The organism is Rhizobium indigoferae, assembly GCF_034554815.1.
GTDB lineage: Bacteria > Pseudomonadota > Alphaproteobacteria > Rhizobiales > Rhizobiaceae > Rhizobium > Rhizobium leguminosarum.
Window position 1 is genome coordinate 4,207,236 of record NZ_CP140635.1, and the last position, 16,816, is coordinate 4,224,051.

General features: G+C 61.4%; 19 protein-coding genes. 8 read left to right on the forward strand and 11 right to left on the reverse strand.

The annotated features are described in order from the left end of the window. Positions 1–52: 52 nt before the first annotated feature. Together U5G49_RS20745 and U5G49_RS20750 are read left to right on the forward strand one after the other, a co-directional pair. Complete coding sequence (locus U5G49_RS20745; RefSeq protein WP_193444603.1) at positions 53–904, forward strand: SDR family NAD(P)-dependent oxidoreductase; 852 nt, start codon at positions 53–55, stop codon at positions 902–904. Positions 905–989: 85 nt separating this feature from the next. Further along, positions 990–1,631, forward strand: a complete 642-nt coding sequence (locus U5G49_RS20750; RefSeq protein ID WP_017995428.1) for a LysE family translocator — start codon at positions 990–992, stop codon at positions 1,629–1,631. Between the two features lie 36 nt (positions 1,632–1,667). On the opposite strand, the gene U5G49_RS20755 is transcribed toward U5G49_RS20750, so the two are convergent. The 5 genes from U5G49_RS20755 to U5G49_RS20775 all read right to left on the reverse strand — a co-directional run bounded on the left by U5G49_RS20755 (position 1,668) and on the right by U5G49_RS20775 (position 6,595). After that, positions 1,668–2,462: an ABC transporter ATP-binding protein gene (locus U5G49_RS20755; RefSeq protein ID WP_018448239.1), complete on the reverse strand. Its 795-nt coding sequence runs from the start codon at positions 2,460–2,462 to the stop codon at positions 1,668–1,670. After that, a complete protein-coding gene (locus tag U5G49_RS20760) occupies positions 2,459–3,337 on the reverse strand; it encodes an ABC transporter permease (protein ID WP_011653881.1) in 879 nt (292 codons plus the stop codon). The genes U5G49_RS20755 and U5G49_RS20760 overlap by 4 nt, the downstream gene beginning before the upstream one ends. Positions 3,338–3,460: 123 nt before the next feature. After that, on the reverse strand, positions 3,461–4,414 hold the full coding sequence (locus tag U5G49_RS20765; RefSeq protein ID WP_193444602.1) for an ABC transporter substrate-binding protein: 954 nt from the start codon (positions 4,412–4,414) through the stop codon (positions 3,461–3,463). 93 nt (positions 4,415–4,507) lie between these two features. Continuing rightward, on the reverse strand, positions 4,508–5,734 hold the full coding sequence (rlmN, locus tag U5G49_RS20770) for a 23S rRNA (adenine(2503)-C(2))-methyltransferase RlmN (RefSeq protein ID WP_193444601.1): 1,227 nt from the start codon (positions 5,732–5,734) through the stop codon (positions 4,508–4,510). A 351-nt stretch (positions 5,735–6,085) separates the two neighbouring features. After that, positions 6,086–6,595, reverse strand: a complete 510-nt coding sequence (locus U5G49_RS20775; protein WP_018243956.1) for an invasion associated locus B family protein — start codon at positions 6,593–6,595, stop codon at positions 6,086–6,088. 336 nt (positions 6,596–6,931) lie between these two features. On the opposite strand from U5G49_RS20775, the gene U5G49_RS20780 reads away from it, so the two are divergent. Further along, complete coding sequence (locus U5G49_RS20780) at positions 6,932–7,492, forward strand: sigma-70 family RNA polymerase sigma factor (RefSeq protein WP_113542440.1); 561 nt, start codon at positions 6,932–6,934, stop codon at positions 7,490–7,492. Between the two features lie 88 nt (positions 7,493–7,580). Here U5G49_RS20780 and U5G49_RS20785 read toward each other — a convergent pair whose 3' ends face one another. Together U5G49_RS20785 and U5G49_RS20790 are read right to left on the reverse strand one after the other, a co-directional pair. After that, positions 7,581–7,973, reverse strand: a complete 393-nt coding sequence (locus tag U5G49_RS20785; protein WP_012759347.1) for a YkvA family protein — start codon at positions 7,971–7,973, stop codon at positions 7,581–7,583. An 80-nt stretch (positions 7,974–8,053) separates the two neighbouring features. Then, complete coding sequence (locus tag U5G49_RS20790; protein WP_026230956.1) at positions 8,054–8,359, reverse strand: 4a-hydroxytetrahydrobiopterin dehydratase; 306 nt, start codon at positions 8,357–8,359, stop codon at positions 8,054–8,056. Between the two features lie 34 nt (positions 8,360–8,393). On the opposite strand from U5G49_RS20790, the gene U5G49_RS20795 reads away from it, so the two are divergent. Further along, positions 8,394–8,894: a low molecular weight protein-tyrosine-phosphatase gene (locus U5G49_RS20795; RefSeq protein WP_193444600.1), complete on the forward strand. Its 501-nt coding sequence runs from the start codon at positions 8,394–8,396 to the stop codon at positions 8,892–8,894. Here the strand turns inward: U5G49_RS20795 and thpR are convergent. Beyond that, positions 8,801–9,394 (reverse strand): RNA 2',3'-cyclic phosphodiesterase, encoded by a 594-nt coding sequence (thpR, locus tag U5G49_RS20800; RefSeq protein WP_018448244.1) that lies wholly within the window; start codon positions 9,392–9,394, stop codon positions 8,801–8,803. The genes U5G49_RS20795 and thpR overlap by 94 nt on opposite strands. Before the next feature lie 68 nt (positions 9,395–9,462). Beyond that, a complete protein-coding gene (locus tag U5G49_RS20805) occupies positions 9,463–10,107 on the reverse strand; it encodes an arylesterase (protein WP_193444599.1) in 645 nt (214 codons plus the stop codon). Positions 10,108–10,179: 72 nt separating this feature from the next. On the opposite strand from U5G49_RS20805, the gene U5G49_RS20810 reads away from it, so the two are divergent. The 4 genes from U5G49_RS20810 (at position 10,180) to U5G49_RS20825 (ending at position 15,107) form a co-directional block, all read left to right on the forward strand. Beyond that, positions 10,180–10,887, forward strand: coding sequence for an ABC transporter ATP-binding protein (locus U5G49_RS20810; RefSeq protein ID WP_018448245.1), 708 nt, complete (start codon positions 10,180–10,182; stop codon positions 10,885–10,887). Continuing rightward, positions 10,884–13,427 carry an ABC transporter permease gene (locus U5G49_RS20815; RefSeq protein WP_193444598.1) on the forward strand — a complete coding sequence of 848 codons (2,544 nt, stop codon included), beginning with the start codon at positions 10,884–10,886 and terminating at the stop codon, positions 13,425–13,427. The genes U5G49_RS20810 and U5G49_RS20815 overlap by 4 nt, the downstream gene beginning before the upstream one ends. A 180-nt stretch (positions 13,428–13,607) precedes the next feature. Continuing rightward, positions 13,608–14,336 carry a Bax inhibitor-1/YccA family protein gene (locus tag U5G49_RS20820; RefSeq protein WP_011653891.1) on the forward strand — a complete coding sequence of 243 codons (729 nt, stop codon included), beginning with the start codon at positions 13,608–13,610 and terminating at the stop codon, positions 14,334–14,336. Between the two features lie 213 nt (positions 14,337–14,549). Beyond that, positions 14,550–15,107, forward strand: coding sequence for a GNAT family N-acetyltransferase (locus tag U5G49_RS20825; RefSeq protein ID WP_193444597.1), 558 nt, complete (start codon positions 14,550–14,552; stop codon positions 15,105–15,107). A 50-nt stretch (positions 15,108–15,157) separates the two neighbouring features. On the opposite strand, the gene U5G49_RS20830 is transcribed toward U5G49_RS20825, so the two are convergent. Next, a complete protein-coding gene (locus U5G49_RS20830) occupies positions 15,158–15,559 on the reverse strand; it encodes a DUF2794 domain-containing protein (RefSeq protein ID WP_018448249.1) in 402 nt (133 codons plus the stop codon). 384 nt (positions 15,560–15,943) lie between these two features. Then, a complete protein-coding gene (locus U5G49_RS20835; protein WP_018243966.1) occupies positions 15,944–16,684 on the reverse strand; it encodes a DUF1223 domain-containing protein in 741 nt (246 codons plus the stop codon). Positions 16,685–16,816: the final 132 nt, after the last annotated feature.

Genomic DNA, 16,816 nt, shown 5'->3' on the forward strand with positions numbered 1-16,816 from the left:
AGCGGAGCCCATATTCGCCAGCGTCCGCAAATGCTCGAGGAGAGGCTGCCCCGTGACGAATATTCAAGACATTTTCAAGAAGTCCAATGTTGCCGTCATCACCGGCGGCGCCTCCGGCATCGGTCTTGCCGCGGCGAAATATTTCGCCGGACGCGGCATGAGCGTCGCCATCGCCGACCTCGGCGGCGATCGGCTGGCCGACGCCGCCAATGAACTCAAGGCCATTGCCGGCGAGGAAAATGTGATGGCGGTCGAGACCGACGTCGCAGTCAAGGAATCCCTGGAGGCGCTCGAGCGCGCCGTACTCCAGCGTTTCGGCCGTGTGCACGTGCTGATGAACAATGCCGGCATCGGCCCGGAAACCTCGATCTTCAGCCCGCAGGCGAACTGGGACCATATCTTCGCCGTCAACCTGATGGGCGTGATCAACGGCACGCGCACCTTCGGCCCGAAGATGCTGTCGCACGGCGAGCCCGGCCTGATCATCAACACCGGCTCCAAGCAGGGCATCACCACACCGCCCGGCAATCCCGCCTACAACATCTCCAAGGCTGGTGTGAAAGTCTTCACCGAAGCGTTGCAGCATGAGCTTCGCAACACCGAAGGCGGAAAGATCTCCGCCCATCTTCTGATCCCCGGCTTCGTCTTCACCGGCCTCACCAAGGGCGACCGCTCGGAAAAACCGGCCGCCGCCTGGACGCCGGAACAGACGGTCGATTTCATGGTCGAAAGCCTCGAACGCGGCGATTTCTATATTCTCTGCCCCGACAATGACGTGGCGCGTCCGGTCGACGAACGCCGAATGGCCTGGGCGGCCGGCGATATCATCGAGAATCGTCCGCCGCTGTCACGCTGGCACAAGGACTTCGCCGACAAGTTCAAGGCCTTCCTCGACCAGAAGTAATCGGCGCCATCAGAAGGTTTGATTGGTAATTTTCTGAAAGCTGGGTAAGAGATCCCCAGATCCTTTCCGGCTTTCAGAGTGTGTCATGGATTTCCTGCCCAGCCTGCCGACCCTTCTGGCCTTTGCCGCCGCGACGCTGCTGCTTGCGGCGACCCCAGGCCCCGACATGACGCTGTCGATCAGCCGCGCGCTGGCCCAGGGCAAGAAGGCGGCTCTCTTCGTTGTCGTCGGCACCAGCCTCGGCATCGTCGTCCACACCATGCTGGTCGCTTTCGGGATTTCGGCGCTGATCACCGCCTCGCCGACCGCCTTCCTGATCCTGAAGACCGGCGGTGCCGCCTATCTGCTCTGGCTGGCGGTGCAGGCGATCCGCTTCGGCTCGAAGCTCACCGTCGCCAAGGTCGAGGAGCAGAAGGGCACGCCACTTTCGAACATCTCGTCGGGCTTCTGGGTCAATCTTCTGAACCCCAAGGTCATCATCTTCTTCATGACCTTCCTGCCGCAATTCGTCAGCGCCGGCGATCCAGCCGTCACCCAAAAGCTGCTCTTTCTCGGCTTCTGCTTCATCCTGATCGGCATGCCGGTCAATGCCAGCGTCGTCTTTGCCGCCGACTGGCTGGCCTCCTGGCTGCAGAACAACAAGAAAGTGCTGCGCGGCATGGACTACACCTTCGCCGGCGTCTTCTCGGTCTTCGCCGCGAAGATCCTGCTCACCCAGGCGAAATAGCCCGCAGCCATTTAATCGGTCCGCCCGCTGTCGGCCTTAGCCGATCAGCAGGGCGTCATCATCCAGCGTCTGCCCGCGCATCTTGCGGAACATCGCGATCAGATCCTCGACCTGCAATGTCTTGCGGCTGTCGCCGGCGACATCGAGCACGATCTCGCCGCCATGCAGCATCACCGTCCGGTGGCCATAATCGAGCGCCTGGCGCATCGAATGCGTCACCATCAGCGTCGTCAGCTTGCGCTCGGAAACGATTTTCTGGGTCAGGCCCATGATGAACTCTGCCATGCCGGGGTCGAGGGCGGCCGTATGTTCGTCGAGCAGCAGCACTTCCGAGCCCGCCAGCGTCGCCATGACAAGCGAGACCGCCTGCCGCTGGCCGCCGGACAGCAGGTCCATGCGGTCCTTCATGCGGTTCTCCAGCCCGAGATTGAGCTCGGCGATCCTCTCGCGAAAATGCTCGCGCCGTTTTGCGCCAAGCGCCGAAACAAGCCCGCGCCGCTCGCCGCGCCGCGCCGCAAGCGCCAGGTTCTCCTCGATCGACAAGGCACCGCAGCTTCCGGTCAGCGGATCCTGAAAGACCCGGGCGACAAGTCCGGCGCGCGCCGCCGTCGTCTTGCGCGTCACGTCGGCATTGCCGATCAGCACCTGCCCCTCGCTTGCCAGCACATCGCCGGCGAGCACGCCGAGCAGCGTCGATTTGCCGGCGCCGTTCGAGCCGATGACGGTGACGAAGGAGCCTTCCTCGATCGTCAGGCTGACACCCGAGAGCGCCTGCTTCTGCAGCGGCGTGCCGCGCCCGAAGACGACCTTGATGTTCTTGAGGTTGATCACGACGCGGCACCTCCACGCAAACGGGGAAGGATGAGCGCCACGGTCACCAGCACGGCGGTGACGAAATTGAGATCGGACGCCTGCAGACCGATGACGTCGCTCGAAAGCGCCAGCTGGATCGCGATGCGATAGAGGATCGAGCCGAGCACACAGCCGATCAACGCGATCAGCAACCCGCGCCGCCCGAGCAGCGTCTCGCCGATGATGACGGCAGCGAGGCCGACGACGATCGTGCCGACGCCTGAGGTGACGTCGGCAAAGCCGTTCGTCTGGGCAAACAGGGCGCCGCCGAGCGCCACCAGCGCATTCGAGATCGCCATGCCGAGATAGATCTGCCGGCTGGTATCGACGCCCTGGGCCCGCGCCATCCTTGCATTGGCGCCGGTCGCCCGCATTGCCAGGCCCGCATCGCTTTCCAGGAAACGCCAGACCAGGATGAGCGCGATGACGACCAGAACACCGACGAAGAGCGGCCGCACGTAGAAATCGCGAAGGCCATGGCCGAAGAACGGGCTGATCATCGTGTCGGCATTGATGAGGGCGACATTGGGTTTGCCCATCACGCGCAGATTGACGGAAAACAGCGCGATCATCGTCAGGATCGAGGCGAGCAAATTGAGGATCTTGAAGCGCACGTTGAGCAGCGCCGTCACCATGCCCGCAGCGGCACCTGCCGCCATGGCGATCAGAGCCGCGAGCCAGGCGTTGACGCCGGCAATGATCAGCACGGCTGTCACCGCCGCGCCAAGCGGAAAGGAGCCGTCGACCGTCAGGTCAGGAAAATCGAGAACTCGAAAGGCGAGATAGACGCCGAGAGCGACGAAAGAATAGACTAGGCCGAGCTCGACGGCCCCCCAGAATGCGATTTGGCTCAAGGCTTTCAGCCCCTTTTTGTGTCCGTTCCGCCCGTCGCGAAACGGAGCCTTTTAATACAAACAACCGCTCCCGTGCAAACGAGAGCGGCTGAATACGACGAAGGCGCTAGACGTACCGGCCGACTATTCGATGACTTTGTTGGCGCGAGAAAGCACGCTCTGCGGCAGGGTGACGCCCATCTTCTCGGCCGCCGCCTTGTTGACGACGAGATCGCTGCCGGCGGCGGTCTTGACCGCGATGTCGCCGGGGTTCTCACCCTTCAGCACGCGCACGACGATCTCGCCGGTCTGCTTGCCGACATCATAATAGTTGAAGCCGAGGGCGGCGATCGAACCGCGCGAAACCGAATCCGTGTCAGCGGTAAAGAGTGGCAGCTTGCTCTCCTCGGCAACCGCGACGGCGCCTTCGAGCGCGGAGATGATTGTGTTGTCGGTTGGAATGTAGATCGCATCGGCGCGGCCGACGAGTGCGCGTGCCGCACCTTGGACCTCGGCCGACTTGGTGGCAGCCGATTCGACCACCTTCAGGCCAGCCTTTTCGGCTTCAGCCTTCAGCACGGCGAGCAGCGAAACGGAATTCGCCTCGCCGGAATTGTAGAGATAGCCGATGGTTTTCACATCAGGCAGGATTTCCTTGATCAGCGCTATGTGCTCGGCGACCGGCGACATATCCGAAAGGCCGGTGACATTGCCGCCGGGCTTGTCCATGTTCTTGACCAGTTGGGCGCCAAGCGGATCGGAGACGGCCGTGAAGACGACGGGAATGTCACGCGTCGAGGAAACGACGGCCTGAGCCGAGGGCGTCGAGATCGGCACGATGGCATTGGGCTCGTCGCCGGCGAACTGGCGGGCAATCTGGGCTGCTGTCGCCGGATTGCCCTGCGCCGACTCGAAGACGAATTTCAGGTTCTCGCCCTCTTTATAGCCGGCGGCTGTCAGCGCATCGAGAACGCCCTTGCGCGCCGCATCGAGCGCCGGATGTTCGACGATCGCCGTCACGGCGACGGTGACGTCATCGGCCTTTGCGGGCAGGGAAAGGGCCAAACTGGCGGCAAGAGCGAGCAAAATCGGGCGCATGGGGATCCTCCTGAATGATTTTGGCGCCACTTTTAGGAAAAGCACCCCCTGAAATCAATCGCGGAGAATTGTAGCGAGGATCAAACTTGCTGATCAGTCGTCGGCGCCGTGATTGGCGATCATCATCGCCTCGAAGGCCAGACGTTCGGTCTTGCGCATGCGTTCGGATTCCGATTTCAGCTGGCCGCAGGCGGCAAGAATGTCGCGGCCGCGCGGCGTGCGGATCGGCGAAGCATAACCCGCCGAATTGATGAAATCGGCGAACTTCTCGATCTGCTCCCAGTCGGAACACTGGTAATTGGTGCCGGGCCAGGGATTGAACGGAATGAGGTTGATCTTCGCCGGCACGCCCTTCAGGAGCTTGATCAGCCCCTTGGCGTCTTCCAGGCTGTCATTGACATCCTTCAGCATCACATATTCGAAGGTGATGCGCCGCGCGTTCGAAAGGCCCGGATAGGTCCGGCAGGCCTCGATCAGCTCCTTCAGCGGGTACTTCTTGTTGATCGGCACGAGAATGTCGCGCAAATCGTCGCGCACCGCATGCAGCGAAATCGCCAGCATGACGCCGATTTCATCGCCGGTGCGGAAGATCTCCGGCACGACACCGGAGGTGGAAAGCGTCACGCGGCGCCTGGACAGCGACAGGCCGTCACCATCCGTGGCGATCAGCAATGCCTGCTTGACGGCATCGAAGTTATAAAGCGGCTCACCCATGCCCATCATGACGATGTTGCTGACCTTGCGGCCCTCGGCAGGCATGATAGTACCCTGCGGCGCTTCACGGTCCGGGAAATCGCCAAGTCGGTCGCGGGCAAGCAGCAGCTGCGAAAGAATTTCCTCCGCCGTCAGGTTGCGCACCAGACGCTGCGTCCCGGTATGACAGAAGGAACAGGTGAGCGTACAGCCGACCTGGCTTGAGATACAGAGCGTGCCGCGGCCCTCTTCCGGAATGTAGACAGCCTCGATCTCGACGGGGCGCCCGGCGCCCCGCGGGGGAAAGCGCAGCAGCCATTTGCGCGTGCCGTCGTTGGAGACCTGCTCCTCGACGATCTCGGGACGTGCGATGGTGAAATGCTGCTTCAGCATCTCCCGCATGTCCTTGGCGACATTCGTCATATGGTCGAAGTCGGAGACGCCGCGAACATAGATCCAGTTCCAGAGCTGAGAGACGCGCATCTTGATCTGCTTCTCGGCCACACCCTTTTCCCGGAGTGCCGCCCCCATCTCCTCACGCGACAGGCCGATCAACGAGGGTTTCTCGATGTTGGCGGACGTGCGCGCCTGCGGCTTGGTGACAACGATCGCATCCATGACGGACATAGTCTTTCATCCCGAATTCGAACACGTAACCGCCCCGCTAGCCCTGCGAACTTCAGGGCTAAGCCGGAAGACTGGCGGGTGCGTGACGGCACATTAGCAGAAATTGAATGGCGGAACGGCGACTGAAATCGCGATCTGTCCGCTGTTGGCGCCGGCTTTAGCATCATTTTGCCCGCGCGTCACTATCAAGCATGTCGCGCAAAAACACGCGGCGGTTTTGCGATTAGGGCACGCTCAAACCAACTCCTAAAGCGCGGCAGGCGGATCTGAAAGACCGCGTCGCGCTTTAGATGGAAACGAGAAGAGCCGGCGCAAGGCCGGCCCTTGAAATTCTGCGGCCGGAAGGACCGCCTACTTGCAGGTTTCGATCTGCTTCAGGGCAGCCGAGATGCCCGAGAGCGAATAGCTGTAGGAGGTGCCGGTGCCCTTGCGCGAAACGGCATTGACCGTCATCGAATGACCGGTCTTCATCGCCGCGACGAGGGCCGGCTCCTGCGCCGCATTCTCGACCCAGCCAGCCTTGTCCTTGGTGAACATCACGAAGGTCTTGTTGTCGATGACGACGTTGATCTTCGAATTTTCCTTGACCGTGTAGCCCATCATCGCCTGCGGCTCGTAGGAAATGTTCTGGCCCGGACGCTGCGAGACGATGAAGAAATTGTCGCCGTGGTCGACGCTTGCCGGCTGCTTTGCCGTCGGAACGGAAAGCACGTAGCAGACGGTGCTGCTGCCCGACTTGTAGGAGTAGGCGCCCCATGCCTGGAACTGCTGGATGCGGTTCGGCGCGGCCTGCTGCGCTTCCGCAACTCCGGCCATAACAAGGGTGAGTGCGAGAGCGGATACGATACTTTTTACAAACATGGATTCCTGCCGGTTCTTGCGATTCAAGGCCCGAAGCGATCATAGCGGGCGCCGCATAATCACGATCTGCTTTATTTTGACTTAATTCAGGTTACCAAATGGTCAACAATAGCTGCGATTTGTATCTGCCTGTGTCATTTCAGCTCGAGTGTCAATTTTCGCCCCTTTGACGGTATCGACCGCGACACCGTGCCCCAATGGCACTGATCGTCCGTTCGGCTGAATTTAAGACACAAAGATTCAGGCAAGAGTTTGACCTTTCCCAAATCCGTTGTACCTCATTAAGACTTGGAAATCCGGGACGAAATTGTTGCCGCAGGGGGCTGGTGAGGGGATATGGATGCCGAGGAAAGACAGCGTTTCGCTGCCCTCGCGAAGGCCGTCGCGAACGATCGCGACCAGCAGGCCTTTTCCATCCTGTTCGACTATTTCGCGCCCCGCCTGAAGGCCTGGCTGATGCGCCAGAGGATGACATCAGGCGAGGCCGAGGAACTGGTCCAGGAGATCATGATCGTGCTCTGGCACAAGGCAGACCTCTATGATGCCACGCGATCTTCACTTTCGACCTGGCTTTTCCGCATTGCCCGCAATCGCCGCATCGACATGCAACGCCGCGCCAATACCCGCATCTTCGATGAGACTGATCCGGCCCTGCAGCCGCCGGCCGATATCGGCGCGGAAGAACTCATCGCCAATGACGATCGCGACGCCAAGATACGCGCCGCCGTCGGTCAACTGCCGGAGGAACAGCGCGACATGCTGCGCGCCGCCTTCTTCCTCGGTCAATCGCATTCGGAGATCGCCGAAGCGACCGGTCTGCCGCTCGGCACGGTGAAGTCGCGTATCCGGCTTGCCTTCGGCAAGCTCCGCAAGGTGCTGGAACGCGAAATCGCCTGATGCAATGTCGCCCAGAAGGGCGCACCGGTTTTGAGATGACGACACGCATGAAACAAGCGTGTCACATCCCAGCTCGATTCGACGCGCTTTAAATCGTCTTCATCGCTTCTTCCGGCCGGTCGGCGAGAACGCGGTCGGCCGCTTCGTAATGACCCGGCCGGATATGGCCGCGCACCATGGCGAAGGCGGCCGAAAGCACGGCGATGTCGTCGGAAAAGCCGATGACGGCGAAAATATCCGGGATCATGTCGATCGGCATGACAAAATAGGCGAGCGCCGCGAGCAGCACGCCGCGCACCTTTGTCGGCGTCTGCGGATCGAGCGCGCAATAGAAACCGGCGACCACATCGCGCGAGAAGGGGATCTGCCGCACGGCCCGCCGGAACGTCGGCCAGAATTTCTGCCTGACGGTCTTCTCGCGCCGGCTTTGGGTGTCCTCGTCGCCCGGCAAGAGGATTTCGCCGAATTTGACCTCGTCCATCCCTGCATCCCTTTTGTCCATGCGAACATATGGTGACGGCGCCCAGTCTTTCAATCGGCCCCTTTCAATCGGCCCCATTTTCAAACGACACGTCGCGCCGCAGCCTTCTCCATTGCTTTGGCGAGCTTGAAATCCAGTTCCGTCAGCCCGCCGGCATCATGCGTGTTCAGCGTCACATCCACCCTGGAATAGACGTTGAACCATTCGGGATGGTGGTTGAGCTTCTCGGCCGCAAGTGCTGCCTGCGTCATGAAGCCGAAAGCCTCGACGAAATTTGCGAACTTGAACGTCTTCGATATCGAAGAACCCGCATCATTGAGCACCCAGCCCGAAAGCTCGGTCAGTTGCGCCTCGGCCGCCGTCCGTTCCAGTTTTTCCAGTTTCATGCCATGGTCCTCTTCTCTGTCCGACAGGTTACCGATGAAACGCATCAGCATCCTCTTCGTTTGCATGGGCAATATATGCCGTTCTCCGCTCGCGGAGGGAATTTTTGGCCATCTCGTCGCCGAAGCGGGGTTGACCAGCGATTTTACGATCGATTCCGCCGGCACCGGCGGCTGGCATGAAGGCGAGCCGCCCGACCAGCGTTCGATCGCCACCGCGAAAAGCCACGGCATAGACATATCGGGGCAGAGCGCCCGCCGCGTCCGGCCGAAGGACTTTACGGATTTCGATCTGATCCTCGCCATGGACCGCGACAACCTGGCGGCGCTCGAAAAGAGCGCGCCGCATGGGGCGAATATCCACCTTTTCGGTGACACGGCGCTGGGAACGGGAGAGAATATTCCCGATCCCTATTATGGCGGCCCGGGCGGTTTCGAACTGGTCTACACCAGGCTCTTGACCGGCTGCTGCAGCCTGCTCGAAACGCTGGGCGTCGAGCGCGCCTCGTGCAGCGGGAACACTTCCTCGGTCAGGTAAGGCCCGCCACCAACCGATTCGCGCGACGAAAGCAGCACGAAGCGCGGTGCGGTGAAGGTTGTGGTGTGGAAGTTGCCGCGCCCCGCCAGATATTGCACGACATCGTCGAGCCGCGAGGATTTGAGCCGCGCCAGCGTCACATGCGGCATGAATTTTCGGGGATCCGGCGGCAGGCCGATACGCTGGCAGATGCGCTCGATCTCGCCTTGCAGGGCATACATTTCTGGCGATTGCGAGACGCCGGCCCAGACCGAATGCGGTTTCTTCGATCCGAAGGAACCGATGCCTTCGAGCCGGAACTGGAATTCCGGCCGGTCAATCCGGTCGAGGCGTTCAACGATTTCATCGGCCGTGCGGCCGTCGACATCACCGATGAAGCGCAGGGTGATGTGGTAATTCTCCACATCGATCCATCGTGCTCCGGGGAGGCCACCGCGCAGCAATGAAAGACTCATCGCCGCATTGCGCGGAATTTCGAGGGCGGTAAACAGTCTCGGCATCACGAGCACTCCCCGAATCTTTTGCAGGTGCTCACACGGAATCACGCAATCAACAACCGCGCAAGCCCCTATTTCTTCACAGAAGAAATCGTTTCGACGAAATTTGTGACAGCAGGCTCCATCTTTTCGACCATGACGTCGACACCTTTCGCATTTGGATGCATGCCGTCTTCGAGCTTCAAGTCGGCCTCCAGCGCGACGCCGTCGAGGAAGAAGGCATAGAGTGGAAGCTTATGTTTTTCCGAGAGTTTCTGATAGATCGGGTTGAATCGTGCGGCATAATCCGCCCCCATGTTCGGCGGCGCTATGATACCGGCGAGCAGCACGCCAATCCCACGCTCCTTTAGCCGGGTAATCATTTGATCGAGATTCTTCTCGCTCTCCTCCGGCGGGATGCCGCGCAACGCATCATTGGCGCCAAGCTCGAGAATGACGCCATCGGTGCCGTCGGGCACCGACCAGTCGATGCGCGCAAGGCCTGCTGTCGTCGTGTCGCCGGAGACCCCGGCATTGGCAATGGTGACGTCGAGCCCCTTCGCCTTCAGGGCCGCCTGCAGCTTTTCCGGAAAGCCAGCGCCGGGCGGCAACTGATAGCCCGCCATCAAACTGTCCCCGAAACCGACGAGATTGATCGTCCGGGCATCGGCTGCAGTGGCAAAGATCAGCGAGACGGCAATGACGGTGAATTGAAGGGCGGCAACTTTAAATCTCATGCTGGCTTCCCTAGATTGGCGAGGTGCCGTTATGCGGCCATTCGATTACGGACTTATATAGGGCGATTTCTGTTGGCAAAAACCATTATCGAGTTGAAGGGCGCCGATCTGACCCTTGGCAGCGCAGCCGCCTCCGTCCATGTGCTGAAGGGCATCGATCTCGATATCGCTGCCGGTGAATCCGTTGGCATCGTCGGCCCTTCCGGTTCCGGCAAATCCACCCTGCTGATGGTGCTTGCCGGGCTGGAGAAACTCGACAGCGGTGAGATCAACATCAATGACACGCCGCTCCATAGCCTCAGTGAGGACCAGGTCGCCGATTTCCGCGGCCGCAACATCGGCATCGTCTTCCAGTCCTTCCACCTGATCGCCAACATGACGGCGCTGGAAAACGTCGCCGTGCCGCTCGAGCTCGCCAATGTCAGCAACGCCTTCGAGATCGCTCATCGCGAGCTGAAATCGGTCGGCCTCGGCGAACGGCTGAGCCACTATCCCGGTCAGCTTTCCGGCGGTGAACAGCAGCGCGTGGCCATCGCCAGAGCGCTCGCCCCGTCGCCGGCCCTGCTGATCGCCGATGAGCCGACCGGCAATCTCGATACCGAGACCGGCCGCCAGATCGCCGACCTTCTGTTCTCCAAGCAGGCCGAACGCGGTATGACCCTGCTTCTCGTCACCCACGACGTCTCGCTTGCAAACCGATGCTCGCGCCAGATTCGCGTCCGCTCCGGCAGGATCGAGGGCGACAGCGCCGCCCGCCGCAGCGAAGCGGCGATCGCATGAGGATCGTCACGCCACGCGTCTCGCTCGCTTTTCGCCTGGCACTGCGCGAGCTGCGCGGTGGCATCCGCGGCTTCTACATCTTCCTTGCCTGCATCGCGCTCGGCACGGGCGCCATCGCCGCCGTCAATTCCGTTTCGCAGTCGATCACCGACACGATCGCCTCGCAGGGGCAGGAGCTGCTGGCCGGCGACGTCCGTTTCGAACTCAACAACCGCGAAGCCACACCTCAGGAAATAGCTTTCCTCGAAGGCCTCGGCACCGTTTCGGTGTCAACAGGCCTGCGCTCGATGGCCCGCAAGCCCGACGGTTCCGATCAGGCGCTGGTCGAGGTCAAGGCAGTCGATGACGCCTACCCGCTCTACGGCAAGTTCGTGGCCGAACCGGACTATCCGCTTGCAGCACTGCTTTCGGGCCAAGGCGGCACCTATGGCGCAGTCGCAGCGCCCCTCCTTCTCGATCGGCTCGGGCTTGCGGTCGGCGACGAATTGCTGCTCGGCAACGTCAAGCTCAGCATCACCGGCACGGTGAAAACCGAACCGGATGCGTTGTCGGAAGGTTTTGGCTTTGCGCCGCGTCTGCTCGTCAGCCGCCAGGCGCTTCAAGCCTCCGGGCTGATCCAGACGGGAAGCCTGGTCGAACACGCCTACAAGATCCGACTGGAAGACAAGGCCGCGATGTCGGGCATCCAGGCGCGCGCCTCGAAGGAATTCCCCTCCGCCGGCTGGGCGATCCGCACCAGCGACCGCGCCGCGCCCTCGCTCACCGAAAACATCACCCGCTTCTCGCAGTTCCTGACGCTGGTCGGCCTCACCGCGCTGATCGTCGGTGGTGTCGGTGTCGCCAATGCGGTGCGCGCCTTCCTCGATTCCAAACGCACCACCATCGCCACCTTCAAATGTCTGGGTGCGCCGGCGCAGGTCGTCGTTCTGATCTATCTCTTCCAGATCGCCATCATCGCACTCGGCGGCATCCTGATCGGCCTCGTCATCGGCGCCCTGTCGCCGATGTTCGCCGCGCAATTCCTGGCGCAATTCCTGCCGGTCTCCACGACGCCGACCCTCTATCCCGGCGCCCTGCTGCTCGCCACGCTCTTCGGCATCCTGACGACGCTCGCCTTCGCCATCCTGCCGCTCGGCCACGCCCGCGAAGTGCCGGCGACGGCCCTCTTTCGCGAACAGGGCTTCGAGGCCCGCCGCCTGCCCTCCTGGCCCTACATCCTGCTTGCCGCCCTGTTCATGGCCGCCCTTGCCGGGCTTGCCATCCTCACCGCCTATGACCGCTTCATCGCCGTCGTCTTCGTCGGCGCGATCGTTTTTGCCTTCGTCGTCCTGCGCCTGGTCGCCGCCCTGATTGCCTGGCTCGCGCGCCGCAGCCCGCGCGTCAATTCACCGGCACTGCGGCTTGCGATCGGCAACATCCACCGCCCCGGCGCACTGACCCCCTCGGTCGTGCTCTCGCTCGGCCTTGGCCTGGCATTGCTGGTGACGCTCACCCTGATCGACGGGAACCTGCGCCAGCAGCTGACCGGCCGTATGAACGAGGGTGCGCCGAACTTCTTCTTCGTCGATATCCAGAGCGCCGAGGTCGATGCATTCCGCGATCTCGTCCAGGGCCAAGCGCCGCGGGGCAAGCTTGTCGAAGTGCCGATGCTGCGCGGCCGGATCATCGCCTTCAACGGCGAGGATGTCACCAAGATGAACGTGCCGGCGGCCGGCCGCTGGGTGCTGAACGGCGATCGCGGCATCACCTATGCCGAAACCCTGCCGGAGAACGCCGCCCTCACCGAAGGCAAATGGTGGGACAAGGATTACAGCGGCGAGCCACTCGTCTCCTTCTCCTCGGAAGAGGCCCATGAGCTCGGCCTCAAGATCGGCGATAAGGTCACCGTCAACGTGCTCGGCCGCAACATTACGGCGAAGATCGCCAATCTGCGCCGCGTCGAGTGGGAATCGCTGTCGATCAATTTCGTCATGGTCTTCTCGCCGAATACCTTCCGCGGCGCCCCGCATGCGTGGCTCGCGACGCTGACCGATCCCTCTTCGACACCGGCCGAAGATGCGGCGATCCTGAAATCCGTCACCAACACCTATCCGACGATCACCAGTGTGCGCGTCAAGGACGCGATCGATATCGTCAACCAGCTGGTCGCACAGCTTGCGACCGCGATCCGCGCCGCAGCCTCCGTCGCCCTCATCGCCTCGATCCTCGTCCTTGCCGGCGCGCTTGCCGCCGGAAACCGGGCGCGCACCCACGACGCGGTGGTGCTGAAGACGCTCGGCGCCACGCGCGCCATGCTGATCCGCGCCTTCAGCTACGAATATCTGATCCTCGGGCTTGCGACCGCAATCTTCGCGCTGATCGCCGGCGGCGTTGCAGCCTGGTTCATCGTCGCCCGCATCATGCGTCTGCCCTCGACCTTTCTGCCCGACGTGGCGGGACTGACGCTTGTGACCGCGCTCGTCCTCACCGTCGGCATCGGCCTTATCGGCACCTGGCGCATCCTTGGGCAGAAGGCGGCCCCCGTTTTGCGCGAGCTCTGACCGGGCAGCGGCACTCAAACCCTTCACCTTACGGCGATTTAACCGGCCGAGGCTTTGCAAGCCTCTTGTTTGCAATGGGCGAAAGCCTCATATTGTTCGCAGGCATGCTGGAGCTCCGCAGCGGCGCCCGGGTCGAAAACCCCGACACCGTATATCCATCGGAGCTTGTAAGAGGAAACTATGGCTGATCTTCGTAACTATCAAAGCCGCGCTCAGACCGGCGAGATGATTGATCAAGGCCTGCGCGCTTATATGCTCAAGGTCTACAACCTGATGGCGCTGGGTCTGGCGATCACCGGTGTGGCCGCATATCTGTCGTTCCAATTCGCCTTCGCCAATGGCGAACTGACCGCTTTCGGTCAGGCGATCTATGTAAGCCCGCTGAAGTGGGTGGTCATTCTGGCGCCGCTGGCTCTGGTGTTCTTCCTGAGCTTCCGGATCAATACCATGACGGTGGCCGCCGCCCAGACGACCTTTGCGGTCTACGCAGCGCTCGTCGGCCTGTCGCTCTCGTCGATCTTCCTGATCTACACGGGCCAGAGCGTCGTTCAGACCTTCTTCGTCACCGCCGCCTCCTTTGGCGCGCTGTCGCTGTACGGCTACACGACGAAGCGTAACCTGTCGGCGATGGGCTCGTTCCTGATGATGGGTCTCTTCGGCCTGATCATCGCTTCGCTGGTCAACATCTTCCTGGCGTCGTCCGCCGTCCAGTTCGCGATCTCGGTGCTCGGCGTCCTGATCTTCGCAGGCCTCACCGCCTACGATACGCAGCGGATCAAGGAATTGTACCTGGAAGCCGATGACGTCGCCGTCGCCGGTCGCAAGGCGATCATGGGTGCGCTGACGCTCTATCTCGACTTCATCAACCTCTTCATGTTCCTGCTGCAGTTCATGGGCAACCGTAAATAAGCAGGGCAGACTGAGATCGAAAAGGCGGCTTCGGCCGCCTTTTTTGTTGCGCAGGCTTTCGCGGGGTGGTTCGACAGCGCCGCGCGTCTTTTCAGACGCGCAAAGGACGCTGTAGCATTTTGAATTGCTGCATAATTTCGTCCTTAAATCGATTCCGATTTAAGGAATTATGCAGTAGGAAGGCCTTACCCACTCCTATGGACCTGCCGCGAAATGTCCTTCCTCCTGCGCGATGCCTCGAACGCCGATATTCCCGCCATTGCCGATATCTATCGCGAATCCGTCCTGAACGGCGTCGCGAGCTATGAGATCGTGCCGCCGTCAGAGGCCGAGCTGGCGCTGCGTTTTTCGGCGATCGTCAGCCAGCAGTATCCCTATATTGCCGCAACCGATGCGGATGGAGTCCTGCTCGGCTACGCCTATGCCTCGGCGTTTCGCACGCGTCCCGCCTATCGCTGGCTGGTCGAGGATTCGATCTATCTCGCGCCTGAGGCCCGCGGCCGGGGCATCGGCAAGGCGCTGCTCGCCGAACTGATCACCCGCTGCACCGGACTCGGTTTCCGTCAGATGGCCGCCGTCATCGGCGGCGCCAGCCCCGCCTCGATCGCGCTTCATCGCGCAGCCGGCTTCGAGGAGGTCGGTCTGATGAAGGGCACCGGCTACAAGCACGGCCGCTGGCTGGATACGATGTTCATGCAGCGCGTCCTCGGTGAGGGCATGGGCACCGATCCGGACCCGTCAGCCTATCCCGGCACGCTGTTTGCCGGCTAGCGCATCGTGCTTTGCGCGTTTGGAAAGAGGCGCAGCGCTGTAAGTGCGGCTTACTTGTCGACGAGCTTCAGGGCCTTGTCGAACACCTTCAGCACCTGGTTCAGCTCGTGACCACGCTTCAGGATCGTACCGTTGGTGTTGATGACGGAATAGGCGCCCTGCTTAGCGGCGAGCTTCGGGTTTTTCTCGATGCGGAAGAGCGGCATTTCGCCGGAACGCTTGAAGACGGAAAAGACTGCCCTGTCCTTGAGGTGATCGATGGCGTAGTCGCGCCATTCACCGTCACCGACCATACGGCCGTAGATCCAGAGGATGGCGTCCAGTTCGCGCCGGTGGAAGGTCACCGGAAGCGGGTCCTTGCTTTGCTTGTATTCCCTGAGATCGACGACGACTGAGGAACTGTGGTCGACGGAACGGCTTTCGCCGTGTCGCAAATCCGGCTGATCTGTCATCAGTCTCACAAGGCCTCCACATGTGACAGGAGAGTGACAGTTTGCCCGAGCCGCCGCAAATTGCAAGAGTGCCAGCCGCCACATTCGGCCGCACCACAGCGCCGCGCGTCTCTCGCGCAAGGGCGCTGTAGCACTTTGAGTCTGCGCATCATGCCTTCCGAAAGTTGGGTCCGATTTTCGGAAGGCATGATGCGCTGGGCAGGCCAACGCTTTCTCGACAGCGCCGCATTTCAGTCAAAACAGCGCCTCATTTGCAGGAGATTTATGAATTCCAGTTTGGCGCCAGCGCGCCAAAGGGCCCGGCGGAGCGTATCGACCTTAACCCCAGCCCCGAATACGCTCGGCCGGGCCGCCCCAGTATTTCATCCGTAACCGGATGAAATTTCAGATATTTTTTCCAGCCATCACCACGGTTGCGCCAAGGATCGCTGCCGGATCGCCGTCTGCGGTCGCCGATTGCAGCAGAATCGCGCAGCCCTCGAGCTGCGGACGCTGCAGGACGCTGGCCGGCAGCGTCAGACTGGTCGCTTTGCCGTCCCACATGCCGACGGTTTCGACATTGGTGACGCTGTGCAGATAAGAGATCTTCTGGCCGCTGTTCTCACCCTTTTCGACGTCGATTGTCTTTTCCTTGTCGAAATAGACCATCACGACATTGGCTTTGCCCTGTCCGGCGCCGATCTTGATCTCCAGTTCGTCGCCGCGCATCGCGGCGTTGATGGGAACGGTCAGCCCGTTGCCTTCGCTGCTAAAGGTGTCGATCTTGCTGTTGATGCCGTTGAGATCGGCCCCGGCCAGATGGCCGCGTCCGTTGACGATGGCCTGCGGCGTGTAGACGTTGCTTCGGCCCATCGTCCTGGCATAGCCGTATTGCCGCTCGGTGTTTTCCTTGGAGCTCAGCGTATCGGCCCAGCCGAGATAGTTCCAGTAATCTACATGATAGGCGAGCGCGATGACATCGCCCTGGTTCACCAGCTTGCGGAAAGCGGCGTCAGCGGGAGGACAGGAGGAGCAGCCCTGCGCCGTGAAGAGTTCGACGACACCTTTCGGCGTGCCGTCCTCGGCCTGCAACGGGCCTGAGAAAACAACGCTAGCGATCAGCGGAATCAAAAAACGGGGGGACATTCACCTGCACCTCTTTTTCAGCGCCGACGGCGTGTTCGAACCGGAGGCCCTGACATATGAACGTACGAATAATCCTTCCGGGTCCAAACGAAAAGTCACGAACGGGTGAGACGTAGCTCGACGGGAACTTGC

What these genes read in the sequence shown, in the direction of transcription:
- U5G49_RS20815 (WP_193444598.1), top strand. Translation starts at nt 10,884, where the DNA reads ATGAGGATCGTCACGCCACGCGTCTCGCTCGCTTTTCGCCTGGCACTG.
- U5G49_RS20830 (WP_018448249.1), bottom strand. Translation starts at nt 15,559, where the DNA reads ATGACAGATCAGCCGGATTTGCGACACGGCGAAAGCCGTTCCGTCGAC.
- U5G49_RS20765 (WP_193444602.1), bottom strand. Translation starts at nt 4,414, where the DNA reads ATGCGCCCGATTTTGCTCGCTCTTGCCGCCAGTTTGGCCCTTTCCCTG.
- U5G49_RS20835 (WP_018243966.1), bottom strand. Translation starts at nt 16,684, where the DNA reads ATGTCCCCCCGTTTTTTGATTCCGCTGATCGCTAGCGTTGTTTTCTCA.
- U5G49_RS20795 (WP_193444600.1), top strand. Translation starts at nt 8,394, where the DNA reads ATGAAACGCATCAGCATCCTCTTCGTTTGCATGGGCAATATATGCCGT.
- U5G49_RS20805 (WP_193444599.1), bottom strand. Translation starts at nt 10,107, where the DNA reads ATGAGATTTAAAGTTGCCGCCCTTCAATTCACCGTCATTGCCGTCTCG.
- U5G49_RS20825 (WP_193444597.1), top strand. Translation starts at nt 14,550, where the DNA reads ATGTCCTTCCTCCTGCGCGATGCCTCGAACGCCGATATTCCCGCCATT.
- U5G49_RS20820 (WP_011653891.1), top strand. Translation starts at nt 13,608, where the DNA reads ATGGCTGATCTTCGTAACTATCAAAGCCGCGCTCAGACCGGCGAGATG.
- U5G49_RS20780 (WP_113542440.1), top strand. Translation starts at nt 6,932, where the DNA reads ATGGATGCCGAGGAAAGACAGCGTTTCGCTGCCCTCGCGAAGGCCGTC.
- U5G49_RS20785 (WP_012759347.1), bottom strand. Translation starts at nt 7,973, where the DNA reads ATGGACGAGGTCAAATTCGGCGAAATCCTCTTGCCGGGCGACGAGGAC.
- thpR (WP_018448244.1), bottom strand. Translation starts at nt 9,394, where the DNA reads ATGCCGAGACTGTTTACCGCCCTCGAAATTCCGCGCAATGCGGCGATG.
- rlmN (WP_193444601.1), bottom strand. Translation starts at nt 5,734, where the DNA reads ATGTCCGTCATGGATGCGATCGTTGTCACCAAGCCGCAGGCGCGCACG.
- U5G49_RS20750 (WP_017995428.1), top strand. Translation starts at nt 990, where the DNA reads ATGGATTTCCTGCCCAGCCTGCCGACCCTTCTGGCCTTTGCCGCCGCG.
- U5G49_RS20775 (WP_018243956.1), bottom strand. Translation starts at nt 6,595, where the DNA reads ATGTTTGTAAAAAGTATCGTATCCGCTCTCGCACTCACCCTTGTTATG.
- U5G49_RS20790 (WP_026230956.1), bottom strand. Translation starts at nt 8,359, where the DNA reads ATGAAACTGGAAAAACTGGAACGGACGGCGGCCGAGGCGCAACTGACC.